We start from the raw sequence: 13,477 nt of genomic DNA, 5'->3' as shown, positions 1-13,477 counted from the left end.
ATTTCTCGGTCTGAGCTTACCATAATTGGTAAATTTTCTAGATTTTTTTGGTTTTTGTTTACCATTTTAGAAGTGCGCTTCGGTTCCGGATTGGCTTGAGGATCGACCAGCAGTGGTCGAACCGAAAAGGGAGAGGGCTTCGTTTATCTAGGGTCAACGAAAAGAACTGGGGGCACACGTCCGGGGCAGACATGTGGCGCATTCCTAGAGACCGCGAAGCTCAAGATCAACAACAGGGGGGCTGGGGGCGGCGCAGAATTCTGATCAGCGAACTCGACGGCATCGAGTTAGGTCAGTGGGCGATAGGCAACTTTCCGGGTGCTCAAGCGGGTTAATGCTGATGGTCTTTCTGTCAGCACTAAGCAATTTGAGAGATATCTTCAGTGTTGACTAGACGGCTTCAGAGCTCCACTGGCTCTCCCAATAACGCTTCTTCGCCTGCGAGGCTAAGAGAGAAGTTGTGTCGATGGTTCACTGGCACTTGCCTGGAATAGATGTGCCAGTATTCAGTAGGCGTCGCCGCCTGGATATAGTAAGTAACAGACTCAATTTTGTAATTGGCAGAAAGTCTTCTTAACCCATCTCTTAGTCTTCCGTACTCCAAAATTTTGCTTTTTTCCTGACTTTTAGTTCCGAAATAATGGATGAGTCCATGCTCTAGCAGTATGCCTTCCTCCATCTTTTGTACTTCATCTATTGCAGAGTTGCTAACTGCGAAGCTAATTAGATATGGGTTTGACTGTGTAACTGAAGTCGCTTTAAATAGGTTGTAATAGACAAAAATGTCTCTTTCATCGGTGGGCGTGTCATATAGCGAATCACTGTAACCTCGATGGTCTCGCTTCAACGGGCGGGTTGCGGGATCATCGGTGGAGCCAACGTATAATATCTCAGTATCGATTCCAATATTGATATTCTCCCCCATTAAGAACTCGTGCACCGATACTCCTACAGGCTTACTCTGATCGCTGCCCCAAATTGAAATGAATCGTCCATTGTCAACGATAATGGGCAGTCGTCTGCCGCTAAGAGATGGCGATGCCAGGAAGCGCAGTTTTCTAACTTTTCGCTTCTTGCCTATTTCTAGATAAATTATTATCTCTCTCTTTGTTAGACTGTATTTCGGGGGCTTTCTAGTGCTGAATCGCACTTTTTGCCTGGCGGCTATGAAATACACAAAACGTTTGTCATTGCTCTCTTTTACTACGTCGCGGTAGTCCTTCAGGTATGCAGCGGCTACTTTTTGAAAGTCGATTCCTGGGGGCGAATTGATCACGAGATCGAACCAAAAGACCGTATAGTCGGCTAGTTCGACGTACCAGTTTTTTTCAGAGTCTTTGTAGGCAGGGGTGTCTTTAATGAAGCTGAAAAAACCACGTGATTTCATATCGCCATCCATTGGATATTGAACTGATTATCGGTGCAGCATGAGCGCTCTATCATTGCGAGGCATACGTGGACTGACTTGATGGGTTTGTGTGTGGTAAGCAGTACTCCATCGGGGAAATTATCACTCGACCTTCCATCGCTCTAGGCTTGCCCTTATAGCTCTGTTGACGACATCTGTATGGTTATCAACGATGCGGGTTAGCGCTTCGATCCGCTCGACAGTTACCGGCTCGTATGCACCTTCGTTCAGGCGACGAGAGATCTGGTTCAGATTGCGGCCAAGGGCCAAAAGCTGATAGTTCGACTCACCCAGTGCGTCGATCTCATTCATTCCAAATTGCGGCTCATGAGTCAGTCCAGCTCGGATGGCATCGACAATCCACCGGCGCATTGAACATCTTTCCATCTGCGCCCGTTCTTTTATTGCCGCTTTTTCAGAAGCCGTCAGTAGGACTTCAAATCGTTGCTTAGGCTCGGCGGCAGGTGCTTCGTAGATCTGATGGTAAATCTTCGGCTGCGGATTTGCGGCCGCCTTCGCCAGCTGCTGCTCGATAGCCTCTTTGATTGCCGCGCCGGGCTTCTTACCGAGAGCCTTGCAGTAATCAGCCCATGGCTCTTTGAGCGCCCCCAAGTAAACGTCCAGGTACTGAGCCGACTTCGGCATCTTCGCTTTCTCCATATGTGGCTAGCACCTCAATGAATAAAGCCCCGGCAGGGCGATCAGAAACTACCGGGGTAGTTTACCGGCGGTTAGCCTATCCTGCACTAGTCCTCATACCTTTGTATTTCTTCGTCATGACTAAATTTTTCTCCGGAAAGCGCGTTCGCTAAAACGCGAGCAAATCGCTGGCTAAACGTTCTGCATGATCGACATCCCCTAGCCAAAATGGGAAAGTGCCGCACGCCAGAATGAATAGTTTTGGTCTTTTAACGAACGTTGCACCGCCCCAAGAACGCCTCGCGCGTACCGGGTGCCGGCCTGAGAAGAAGGGCCTGACCGCCAAGAACAGAATGGCCGCCTAGTCGCCCCAAGAACGCTCAGCGTGCCGGGCGCGGTTCCTAAACAGACCGACAGATCGGAACAGTACGATCCTGCGTTCGCCCCCAACCTTTGGAGTGGCGAATATGAAAAGTCCCTTACCCTCTTGGTTCTTGGCTGTAGGCATTGCAATGCCTTCAGCAGCCTTCGCGCAAATACCTGTAACAGTAACCACCCAGGCAAGTGACTCGCCGATGACCATGGCCGAGTTCACGGCCAACACTGCGCGCTGGGCGCAGCAAGTCGAGCAGATGACGTCGCAGATTGACCAGATGAAGCAGCAGTACCAGTCGATCACCGGATCGCGTGGAATAGGCAGCATCATGGACAACCCGGCTCTGCGTGATTACCTGCCGCAAGACTGGCAACAGGTCTACGACTCGGTGAGGGACGGTGGCTATGCCGGCCTGAGTGGTCGCGGTAAACAGGTCTATGCCGCCAACAAGACATTTGATAGCTGCAACTTCATCAACTCCCGCGACGCGCAACGGGCGAGTGAAGCGCGGGCGGTCAAACCATCTCAAGACAAAGCGGTTGCTCTTGATGCCTACGACGCGGCTAAAAGCCGGCTTTCGAAAATCGATGGGCTGATGTCGTGCATCAATGCGGCGCAAGGTCCGAAGGCTATTGTGGACCGTAGGACTGTATTGGTGAGGGTTCCGCCAGACACACAAAAGCCGCGCAATGCGCGGCTTTCAAAGTGGTGGGCCCACACGGACTTGAACCGTGGACCAAAGGATTATGAGTCCTCTGCTCTGACCAACTGAGCTATAGGCCCTTGTAACTGGACGCGGATTATAACGACGGTTTCCCCGCTGTGCCATCCGTAAAATCCCTCATCCGTGTATGAAGGAAGGTTGCGGCAAATTGCTCCGGTGGCAGTGGCAGGCTGACGATGTAGCCTTGCATCTGTTCACAGCCTTCTGCGGCGAGGAAGGCTTGCTGGGCGGGGTTCTCCACGCCTTCGGCGATGATGGTGAATTGCATGCTGTGGCCGAGGGCGATGATGGCGCGGACGATGGCGGCGTCGTGAGGGTCGTCGGGCAGGCCGCGGACGAAGGATTGGTCAATCTTGAGGAAGTCCAGCGGCAGGCGCTTGAGGTAGCTGAGGGAGGAATAGCCGGTACCGAAATCATCGATTGCCAGCTGCACGCCCAGGCCTTTGAGTTGGTGCAGCACGTCAAGCGCTTCTTCGGCCTGGCTCATGATGAAGTTTTCGGTGATCTCCAGTTGCAGGCAGCCGGGTTCCAGGCGGTAATCGCGCAGTAGTTGTTCGATGCGTGACAGCAGGTTTGGGTGACGCAATTGCGCGCCGGCGAGGTTGACGGACAGCGGCCCGAAATCATCGAAAGCGCCTTGCCAGGCGTGCATCTGTCGGCAGGCCTGTTCCAGTACCCAGTCGCCAATTTGCAGAATCGTGCCGTTCTCTTCGGCCAGGGCGATGAAGTGTTCCGGCGGTACGTCGCCAAAGGTCGGGTGATGCCAGCGTATCAAGGCTTCGGCGCCGATCAGTTGCTGGGTGAGCAGGCTGCGTTTGGGTTGGTAATACAGGCTCATCTCTTCACGTTCGATCGCGCGGCGCAGTTCATGCTCCAGTGCCACACGTTCGTTGGCCTGAGCCGTCAGGTCGCGGGTGTAGCTTTCAACGCGGTTGCGGCCCTTGGCTTTGGAGCGGTACATCGCGGCGTCGGCATTTTTGACCAGGGTGGCGACATCGGTGCCGTCCTGCGGGTACAAACTTGTGCCGATACTCGCGCTGATAAAGAACTCGTGCTCGCCGGCCTGGAAGGGCGGTGTGAAGCAATCGAGCAGTTTGTTCGCCAGATATTGCGCATCGCTGGCCTGGTGCAGGCCGGGCAGCAGGATGATGAATTCATCGCCGCCCAGGCGGGCGACGGTGTCGATATCGCGCAGCTGGTCCTTGAGGCGTACGGCGATGTCTTTGAGCAGCAGGTCGCCGACCGGGTGGCCCAGGCTGTCGTTGATGTGTTTGAAGCGGTCCAGGTCAAGAAACAACACCGCGCCTTGATTGCCGCTTTCCTGCTGGCCGTTGAGGGCGGCCTGCAGTCGGCTTTCAAACAGCGTGCGGTTGGGCAGGCCGGTCAACGGGTCGTGATGGGCCTGATAGTCGAGGCGCGCCTGGGCGAGCTTGAGGCTGGAGATGTCGGCAAATACGGCGACAAAATGCGTGACCACCTGCTCGCGATTGCGCACGGCGCTGATGGTCAGCCAGCTCGGGTACAGCTCACCGTTCTTGCGCCGGTTGGAAATTTCGCCCTGCCAATGACCCTGGGTCGTCAGTTGGTGCCACATTGCGGCATAGAAAGCGCTGTCGTGCATGCCGGAGGCGAGCAGGCGCGGGGTATGGCCCAGCGCTTCGGCCTCGCTGTAGCCAGTGATTTCGCTGAAGGCGCGGTTTACTGCACTGATGTTCTGCCGGGTGTCGGTGATCAATACGCCTTCGGCGGTGCTTTCGAACACCGTGGCGGCTTGTTGCAGTTTTTCCTGCATCAGCTGGCGTTCGGTGATGTCGCGGGCGATGGTCAGCATGCAGTTTTCGTCACCGATGGGCAGCGGGCGGCTGGACAGTTCGCAGAGGCGAATCTGGCCGTCAACGCGGCGGATATGGCAGATGAAGTCGCGGACAAAGCCGTCGCGCTGCATCAACTCGAGCATGTGCTTGCGCTCATTGAGGTCGACCCAGATGCCAAGGTCCAGGGCCGACTGGTCGAGCGACGTGGCGCTGGTGTAGCCGGTCAGGTGGCTGAAGCCTTCGTTCACTTCGATCAGCAGCCCATCGCTTTGCCGGCTCAGCAACAAGCCATCGGGGGAGGCATGAAACGCCTTGGCAAACTTCTCCTCGGAAGTTTGCAGCTGCTGTTGGGTTTCCTTGAGCTGGGTGATATCTCGCACCACGACCACCAGGGCCTCGGTGGTATCGAGTTGGAACGGCTCGGTCGAAATAAGCCCAGTAAACGCCTGGCCATTGCTGCGCCAGAAAATCATCTCCAGGTTGCGGATGCTGGTGGTCTGCACGCGTTGCAGCAAATCCGGACCGACGCCTTCAACACCCCAGATATTCAGCTCGGTGGCGGTTTTGCCCACCACCTCCTGGGCGCTCAGGCCGATCTGGTCTTCAAAGGCCTTGTTGACTTCAAGCAGGCATCCGTCGGACAGGCGGGCGATCACCAGGATGTCCGGGCATTGCTGGAACACTGAGGCAAACTTCTGCTCGGACAGCTGCAGTGCCTCTTCCGTACGCTTGGCTTCGCTGATGTCGATCATCAAGCCGCGCAGCACCGGTTCATGGCCGTATTCGATCAGGCTGACAATGTCGCGTACCCACAGGCAGCGGCCATCGGCGGTGATAACGCGATAGTCGATGCTGTGATCACGGTTAGCGCGGGTTTCACGGTAGCAATACGTTTCGGCGCGGGTCAGGTCGGCAGGATGAATGATGTTGCGCCAGAAACCGGGGATCAGCCAATGGGCGCGGGGGTAGCCGAGCAATTCTTCAGCATGGGGCGACACGTAGCTGTAGGTGAAATCGCTGATGTTGGCTTCCCAGGCGATAGCGGACAGGCTCTCCACCAGGCCGCGATAGTGGTACTCACTGCTGCGCAGTTCTTGCTCAAGGGCGACCCGGCGGGAAATTTCCGAGCTGAGCCGACGATTGATTCGAATCACAACGGCCAGCACGGTGCTCAGCAGCAATACCGCAGGCAGACCGTACATCAGCAAATCCGCCCATAGCGTGCGGTGATCGCTGAAGCTGCCGACCCAACGCTGCTGGATCGCATCGGTTTCGGCTGGGCTGAGATCGGCGAGGACCTTGTCCAGAATGCCCACCAGTATTTTCTCATCCTGCGGAACGCCCATTGCCAGCTGATAGCGGTAGGGCGTTTCGCCGCTCACGTACAAACCATCGAGTTTCAGTTGGCGCAGGCTCCACACGCTGGAAGCCAGGTCGCTGACGACCGCATCGACTTCATCGGTGGCCAGGGCCTGCAGCATAGAGCTGGCGTTCGGCATCGCGACGAGATTGAGGTCCGGGTGGTGGGTGCGTAGTAATTCATGAGGCGCATAGTTTTCCACCACGGCGATTTTCAGTCCGTACAAATCGTTGAGATTGCGCGGCTTGGCGCCGCCTTCATGGGCCAGTATCACGATGGGAAAGTCGAGATAGGGGCGCGTGAAGGCCAGGAAACTCTGGCGTTCCGGGGTAGACATGACGCCAGGTAGCAGGTCGAGCTGACTGTTGCGTGCCTGCTCAAGCACAGCGGTCCAGTTTGCTGGCTCGATCAGCTTGACCCGGATGCCCAGGCGATCCTGGATCAGGCGCACATAATCGGCGGACAAACCCTGGTAGCGGCTCTCTTCATCGCGGTATTCAAAGGGGGGCCAGGACGTATCCACCCCAAGGCGCAGCTCCTGATGGTCCGTCAGCCAGCTACGCTCATCATCCGTGAGAGTCAACGCGCCAGCCGTTGCGGTCCAGGTCAGCAGCGACAGCAGTATCACGGTCGGCAATCTGGGCATAACGGTCTCGTTATGGCACGGGGAATTTCTCGAGTGTAGACGGGCATTGCGGGGGAGGGGGGTTGCGGGGCAGTTATCTGTGGAAGTAATTGTTAGAAAGCAAAACCCCCGGCCTGGGCCGGGGGTTCTGGTATCACTCGTCGAGGAAGGAGCGCAGATGCTCGCTTCGCGTCGGGTGGCGCAACTTGCGCAGCGCCTTGGCTTCGATCTGACGGATCCGCTCACGGGTCACGTCAAACTGCTTACCGACTTCCTCAAGGGTGTGGTCGGTATTCATGTCGATGCCGAAACGCATGCGCAGTACCTTGGCTTCACGGGCAGTGAGGCCGGAGAGTACGTCGCGAGTCGCTTCCTTAAGGCTCTCAACAGTGGCGACATCGATTGGCGACTGCATGGTCGAGTCTTCGATGAAGTCACCCAGATGGGAGTCTTCGTCATCACCGATCGGGGTTTCCATAGAGATCGGCTCTTTAGCGATCTTCAATACCTTGCGGATTTTATCCTCAGGCATTTCCATGCGTTCGCCCAGCTCTTCCGGGGTCGGTTCGCGACCCATTTCCTGCAACATCTGCCGGGAAATACGGTTGAGCTTGTTGATGGTCTCGATCATGTGCACCGGAATACGGATGGTGCGGGCCTGGTCGGCGATCGAGCGAGTGATCGCCTGACGGATCCACCAGGTGGCATAAGTCGAGAACTTGTAGCCGCGACGGTATTCGAACTTGTCCACCGCTTTCATCAAGCCGATGTTGCCTTCCTGGATCAGGTCGAGGAATTGCAGGCCACGGTTGGTGTACTTCTTGGCGATGGAGATCACCAGACGCAAGTTGGCTTCAACCATCTCTTTCTTCGCGCGGCGGGCCTTGGCCTCACCGATCGACATGCGACGGTTGATGTCCTTGATCTCGGCAATCGTCAGGCCGGTTTCAGCCTCCAGTGCGCTCAGTTTCTGCTGACAACGGAGGATGTCCGGCTGCAGGCGACCAATGGCTTCGGCGTATTTCGCCTTGCCTTTGGCCAGGGCGTCGCTCCAGCTTTCGTCAACTTCGTGGCCCGGGAACTGGCGCAGGAAGTCGGTACGCGGCATGCGCGCATCACGGACACAGAGCTGCATGATCGCACGCTCTTGTGCACGCAGACGCTCAAGGGCGCTACGAACGCGTTCAACCAAGCCTTCGAATTGCTTCGGTACCAGCTTGATCGGCATGAACAGCTCAGCCAGGGCCAGCAGCTCGGCAATTGCCTGCTTGTTGGCACGACCATGCTTCTTCAGGGCCTTGCGGGTGATTTCCATTTGATCGGAAACCGCACCGAAACGCTGGGCAGCGATGACTGGGTCTGGACCGCTTTCGACTTCTTCTTCGTCGTCGGTGCTGGCTTCAGCCTCGTCTTCGTCGGCGTCGTCGTCCGCTTTCGGCGCCTTCGGATCGACAGGCGGCGGTATTTCGGCGGCAGGCGGCGCAATGCCGTCGTCCGGGTCGATATAACCGCTGAGGACGTCAGACAGGCGGCCGCCTTCGGTGGTGACGCGAGTGTACTCGGAGAGAATGTGGTCAACCGTGCCAGGGAAGTGCGCGATTGCGCCCATCACTTCACGGATGCCCTCTTCGATACGCTTGGCGATTTCGATTTCGCCTTCGCGTGTCAGCAGCTCGACGGTACCCATTTCACGCATATACATGCGCACAGGGTCAGTCGTGCGACCGATGTCGGTCTCCACCGCGGCCAACGCGGCAGCGGCTTCTTCAGCGGCTGCCTCGTCGGTATCGGCGTCGGCCAACATAAGGGCGTCCGCATCCGGAGCACTCTCGTGTACGGGGATCCCCATGTCATTAATCATGCGGATGATGTCTTCCACCTGCTCTGGATCTGAAATATCCTCAGGCAGGTGGTCGTTGACCTCTGCGTAAGTCAGATACTTCTGCTCACGACCAAGGGTGATCAACTCTTTGATACGAGACTGCTGTTGCGCTTTTCCGGACATAACACCCTATCCACTGAAGGTCTTGGCGGGCAAAAAACAAGCCGAGGATTATACCCGAGCTATGACCTCACACGCCAGCTGAGGTCGGGTTTGATGTGCAAACGTTCTGTTTTAAGAGGTCGCGCATCTGTTTTGCTATCTGAATTTGCTCTTCAGCCGACAATCCCGGCTGTCTTGCTCTCTTGATGAGCTCATCGAGGGTCTGTGTATGTTGACCCGCGGATAACCTGTTAATGGTGTCTAAAAACTGTTGTTCAAGGTTATCGCCGTCAATTAGCCACTCCTTTTCCGCGAGTGCCTTCAATAGGCGGCCCTGTTCCGTGCCATGCCAGCGAGCCATCAGCTGAATTGAGTTTAGCTTAGGATTTTTCTGCACGGCCTCGATCAGGGCGATAAGCACCTGAGCGTAGGTGTTGCTTTCGTTGGCGAAATGATCGGCGCTTTCAACCTTGCCCGCCAATTGCGGGTGGTGGATAAGCGTGCGCAACGCAATCAGCGTTGGCGCTTCTACGGCAACCGGCGTGCGCGGGGCATAGGCCTCATCGCGATCGCCGCGCTTGCCATTCTTGCTCCAGGGCTTTTTGTCCCACTTCTTGCCGCCGGCCCCGGGCTTCTTCGGCGTCCACTCCTGCTGGGGCGTAAACGCCTCCTGCGGTTGGTGGAAGTCGGCATAGTCCGGCATGGCGTCGTAATCCATGCCTGGGTCGTAGGCGGGCGGCGCATGCTGAGGAGCGCTGTGCACCAGCTGGCTCACGGCTTCGCCGCTCAATCCGGTGATTTCCAGCAGGCGCTTGCGCATCAAGGTGCGCAAGTTGGCGCCTGGAACCTTGTCGATCAACGGCGCTGCGAGGGTAGCCATATGGGCCTTGCCTTCAAGCGAGCGCGGGTCGGCTTCTTCGGTCAATTGCTGGAAAAAATAATCCGCAAGCGGTTGCGCATGTTGATTGATACGCGCCCGGAACGCGTCGGTGCCTTCGGAGCGCACCAGGGTGTCCGGGTCTTCGCCTTCGGGCAGGAACAAAAAGCGTGCACGGCGCCCGTCCTGCAGGCTCGACAGCGTGGCCTCGAGTGCGCGCCAGGCGGCGTTGCGGCCGGCCTGGTCACCGTCGAAACAGAACAGCACGCTGGGCACGACGCGGAACAGGCGCTTCATGTGTTCTTCGCTGGTGGCGGTGCCGAGGGTCGCCACCGCATTGCGCAGGCCCTGCTGGGCCAGGGCGATGACGTCCATATAGCCTTCAACCACGATGATCTCGTCGAGGTTGCGGTTGTTCTTGCGCGCTTCGAACAGGCCGTAGAGTTCCTGGCCTTTATGGAACACCGGGGTTTCCGGGGAGTTCAGGTACTTGGGCTTGTCGTCCCCCAGCACTCGGCCACCGAACGCGATGATGCGGCCGCGACTGTCGCGGATCGGAAACATCACGCGGTCACGGAAGCGGTCATAGCGTTTGCCGGTCTCGGCGTTTTCAATCAGTAGGCCGGCGTCAATCATAGCTTTTTGCTGGAGCGTATCGCTGCTCAGGTGCTTGTACAGGTTGTCCCAGCCGGGCGGGGCAAAACCGAGCCCGAAGTCCCGGGCGATTTCCCCCGTGAGGCCCCGGCCCTTGAGGTAATCGACAGCGGCTTTGCGCTGCGGATGGCTTTTAAGTGCTTGCCGGTAGAAATCGGCGGCGGCGGTCAGCAGCGGATACAGCGGCGAGTCGGTGGGTTGTCGCGGTTTGTGCGCACGGCCACTTTCTTCGCGGGGGATTTCCATGCCGGCGGCTTTCGCCAGGTCCTCGACGGCCTGGGGGAAATCCAGGTTGTCGTGGTCCATCAGGAAGCCGAGGGCGTTGCCGCCGGCGCCGCAACCGAAGCAGTAATAGAACTGCTTGTCCGGGCTGACACTGAACGACGGGGTTTTTTCTTTATGGAACGGGCAGCAGGCGGTGTAGTTCTTGCCGGCTTTTTTCAGTTGCACGCGTGAGCTGACAACATCGACGATGTCGGTGCGGTTCAGAAGGTCGTCAATAAAGCTCTGGGGAATCAGCCCGGCCATGGCGTTCTCGTCATCACTGCGTGTAAATGAGGACCCGTGAAATGTTCAAGCGCACGTTGGGCGCTCGAGCATTATCGTCTGCATGGGGTGTCAGGGAGTGTATCTGCCGAACATTCGCTGACGTTAGTCTCTATCAGTGTCCGACGAATAAAAGTTGCCCGTGAGTCCGGTCTTGACCTGTGAGCGGTCTCGGAAGCTCATCAATGGGCACAGTCGACACAGTTGATCGCCTGCTTGAAGAATAGGTGTGCTCGTCAGTAGCCTTGTTAGGCTCGTCAGAAGAGACGTGCACCGCTGGCAAAAGAGCCAGTCCTGACGTGTGAAGCGGTGTCTCGGTCGCGTGTGCGGCGTCGACGATGAAGCATCAAGCGATATCCGCAAATGCCAACAGCCCGGCTGAGGGCCGGGCTTGGCAGAAGCTTGCTACGAACGTCTGTGTATTAGTACAGACGAACGGCGCGGCGCTGTTCGCGCTGAACTTTCTTGGCGTGACGCTTAACAGCGGCTGCTGCTTTACGCTTACGCTCAGAAGTTGGCTTCTCATAAAATTCGCGGCTACGAACTTCAGCCAGAACACCGGCTTTTTCGCAGGAGCGCTTGAAACGACGCAGAGCTACGTCGAAGGGTTCGTTCTCTTTTACTTTGACGGCTGGCATCCAGAGCTACCTTCTTTCATTACCGGGATCAACGTTCTCGTCGCAAACAATTCGCGGCTGAGGTCGTCGGTTTTTAAGGGTTGCGGATGTTAACCCCTCATTGGCAGGAATGCAAAGCCTCTGATCGAAAACCGCTAGTCGGGAGGGGGAGTGGCGACTATTATGCGCGCCTTCGAATTCAGCCTCTACAAGGCGCAAACCCATGCTAGTACTGGGACTTGAAACCTCCTGCGACGAAACCGGTGTCGCACTTTACGACAGTGAACGCGGGCTTTTGGCCGATGCGCTGTTCAGTCAGATCGACCTGCACCGCGCCTATGGCGGCGTGGTGCCGGAGCTTGCCAGCCGTGATCACGTCAAACGCATGCTGCCGTTGATTCGCCAGGTGTTGGATGAGGCCGGCTGCGTGCCGACCGAGATCGACGCGATTGCCTATACCGCAGGCCCGGGATTGGTCGGGGCCCTGCTGGTTGGGGCTTCCTGTGCCCAGGCGCTGGCGTTTGCCTGGGGGATTCCGGCCCTCGGTGTGCACCACATGGAAGGGCATTTGCTGGCACCGATGCTGGAAAAAACACCGCCAGCGTTCCCGTTCGTCGCTTTGTTGGTTTCGGGGGGGCATACGCAGCTGGTTCAGGTCGACGGCATCGGCCAATACACGTTGTTGGGCGAGTCGCTGGACGACGCCGCAGGCGAAGCATTCGACAAGACCGCGAAGATGATGGGGCTCAATTACCCCGGTGGTCCGGAAATCGCCCGTCTTGCCGAAAAAGGCGTGGCCGGTCGTTACACGTTCCCACGGCCGATGTGCGATCGCCCGGGGCTGATGTTCAGCTTCAGCGGCTTGAAAACCTCGGCGTTGAATACCTGGCAGCAGAGCGTCAGCGCCGGAGACGACGGCGAGCAAGCCCGTTGCGACATCGCGCTGGCGTTCCAGCAGGCCGTGGTGGAGACTTTGACCATCAAGTGCAAGCGCGCCCTGAAGCAGGCAGGCATGAAGCGCCTGGTGATTGCTGGCGGCGTCAGTGCCAACAAGGCTTTGCGCAGCGCGTTGGAGAAAATGCTCGGTGAGATGAACGGCGACGTGTTCTATGCGCGCCCTGAGTTCTGCACCGACAATGGCGCGATGATCGCCTACGCCGGCTGCCAACGCCTGCAGGCCGGGCAGCATGAGAGCCTGGCGATCAGCGTGCAGGCACGTTGGCCGATGGAGCAGTTGTCGCCGTTGTAAGGGTTAGCCTGGACGCCCGTTAGAAATGCCGTTCGCGCCCGGCAAACAGGTCGCGTAGATTGCCGCGGTGGCGCCAGACGATCAGCAGTGTCAGCACGCTCATCGGCAGCAGCGCCGCCGGTGCTTGCCAGGCCAGTAATGGCAGGGTGAGCGGTGTGGCGATCAGCGCAGCCAGCGAGCTGGTGCGGGTCAGGTAGAACGTCAGCAGCCAGGCGAGCACCGCCAGCAAGGCTGCCGGCGGGTAGATCCCCAGCAGCATGCCGGCCGCCGTGGCGACGCCTTTGCCGCCGCGAAAACGAAAGTACAGGGGGAACAGATGGCCTAGGACGGCGCATACGCCCACCCAGGCCTGCTGTTGCAGGGAAAGGCCGACGAGGCTGGCGAGCAGTACGGGCAGCAGGCCCTTGCAGATGTCGCCCAGCAGCGTCAGCACGGCGAGTTTCTTGCCGGCCAGGCGCAACATATTGGTGGCGCCGGCATTGCCTGAGCCACTCATTCGCGGATCGGGATTTCCCGTCAGGCGGCTGAGCAAAATGGCAAAGGACAGCGAGCCGAGCAGGTAGGCGAGAATCGCCAGTGACCAAAACATGCTAACTATTCCGGG

The 13,477-nt window shown here is 57.7% G+C and carries 8 protein-coding genes, 1 tRNA gene and 1 pseudogene; 2 read left to right on the top strand and 8 right to left on the bottom strand.

What is annotated here, in order from left to right:
- Positions 1-400 precede the first annotated feature (400 nt).
- Together C4J89_RS24215 and C4J89_RS24210 are read right to left on the bottom strand one after the other, a co-directional pair.
- Positions 401-1,387, bottom strand: coding sequence for a hypothetical protein (locus C4J89_RS24215; RefSeq protein ID WP_177413018.1), 987 nt, complete (start codon positions 1,385-1,387; stop codon positions 401-403).
- 123 nt (positions 1,388-1,510) lie between these two features.
- Positions 1,511-2,053: a MobC family plasmid mobilization relaxosome protein gene (locus C4J89_RS24210; protein ID WP_164487604.1), complete on the bottom strand. Its 543-nt coding sequence runs from the start codon at positions 2,051-2,053 to the stop codon at positions 1,511-1,513.
- Positions 2,054-2,514: 461 nt separating this feature from the next.
- On the opposite strand from C4J89_RS24210, the pseudogene virB5 reads away from it, so the two are divergent.
- Positions 2,515-3,003 (top strand): annotated as a pseudogene (virB5, locus tag C4J89_RS24205) (P-type DNA transfer protein VirB5); the annotation flags it as partial.
- A gap of 126 nt (positions 3,004-3,129) precedes the next feature.
- Here the strand turns inward: virB5 and C4J89_RS24200 are convergent.
- From C4J89_RS24200 to rpsU, 5 genes are all read right to left on the bottom strand, one after another.
- Positions 3,130-3,206: transfer RNA gene (locus C4J89_RS24200), tRNA-Ile, on the bottom strand.
- A gap of 17 nt (positions 3,207-3,223) precedes the next feature.
- A complete protein-coding gene (locus tag C4J89_RS24195) occupies positions 3,224-6,967 on the bottom strand; it encodes a bifunctional diguanylate cyclase/phosphodiesterase (RefSeq protein WP_124415733.1) in 3,744 nt (1,247 codons plus the stop codon).
- 133 nt (positions 6,968-7,100) lie between these two features.
- Positions 7,101-8,951 (bottom strand): RNA polymerase sigma factor RpoD, encoded by a 1,851-nt coding sequence (gene rpoD / locus C4J89_RS24190; RefSeq protein WP_124364661.1) that lies wholly within the window; start codon positions 8,949-8,951, stop codon positions 7,101-7,103.
- A 67-nt stretch (positions 8,952-9,018) separates the two neighbouring features.
- Positions 9,019-10,989, bottom strand: a complete 1,971-nt coding sequence (gene dnaG, locus C4J89_RS24185; protein ID WP_124415732.1) for a DNA primase — start codon at positions 10,987-10,989, stop codon at positions 9,019-9,021.
- A 440-nt stretch (positions 10,990-11,429) separates the two neighbouring features.
- A complete protein-coding gene (gene rpsU / locus C4J89_RS24180) occupies positions 11,430-11,645 on the bottom strand; it encodes a 30S ribosomal protein S21 (RefSeq protein ID WP_002551877.1) in 216 nt (71 codons plus the stop codon).
- A 202-nt stretch (positions 11,646-11,847) separates the two neighbouring features.
- Here rpsU and tsaD point away from each other — a divergent pair, with 202 nt between their 5' ends.
- Positions 11,848-12,873 (top strand): tRNA (adenosine(37)-N6)-threonylcarbamoyltransferase complex transferase subunit TsaD, encoded by a 1,026-nt coding sequence (gene tsaD / locus C4J89_RS24175; protein WP_124364659.1) that lies wholly within the window; start codon positions 11,848-11,850, stop codon positions 12,871-12,873.
- A gap of 19 nt (positions 12,874-12,892) precedes the next feature.
- On the opposite strand, the gene plsY is transcribed toward tsaD, so the two are convergent.
- A complete protein-coding gene (gene plsY, locus C4J89_RS24170) occupies positions 12,893-13,462 on the bottom strand; it encodes a glycerol-3-phosphate 1-O-acyltransferase PlsY (protein WP_124364658.1) in 570 nt (189 codons plus the stop codon).
- Positions 13,463-13,477 lie beyond the last annotated feature (15 nt).

The sequence above is a fragment of the Pseudomonas sp. R4-35-07 genome (genome assembly GCF_003852235.1).
Classification (GTDB): Bacteria; Pseudomonadota; Gammaproteobacteria; order Pseudomonadales; family Pseudomonadaceae; genus Aquipseudomonas.
Note: the sequence above shows the minus strand (reverse complement) of the source record. Positions and strands in the feature narration are given on the sequence as shown.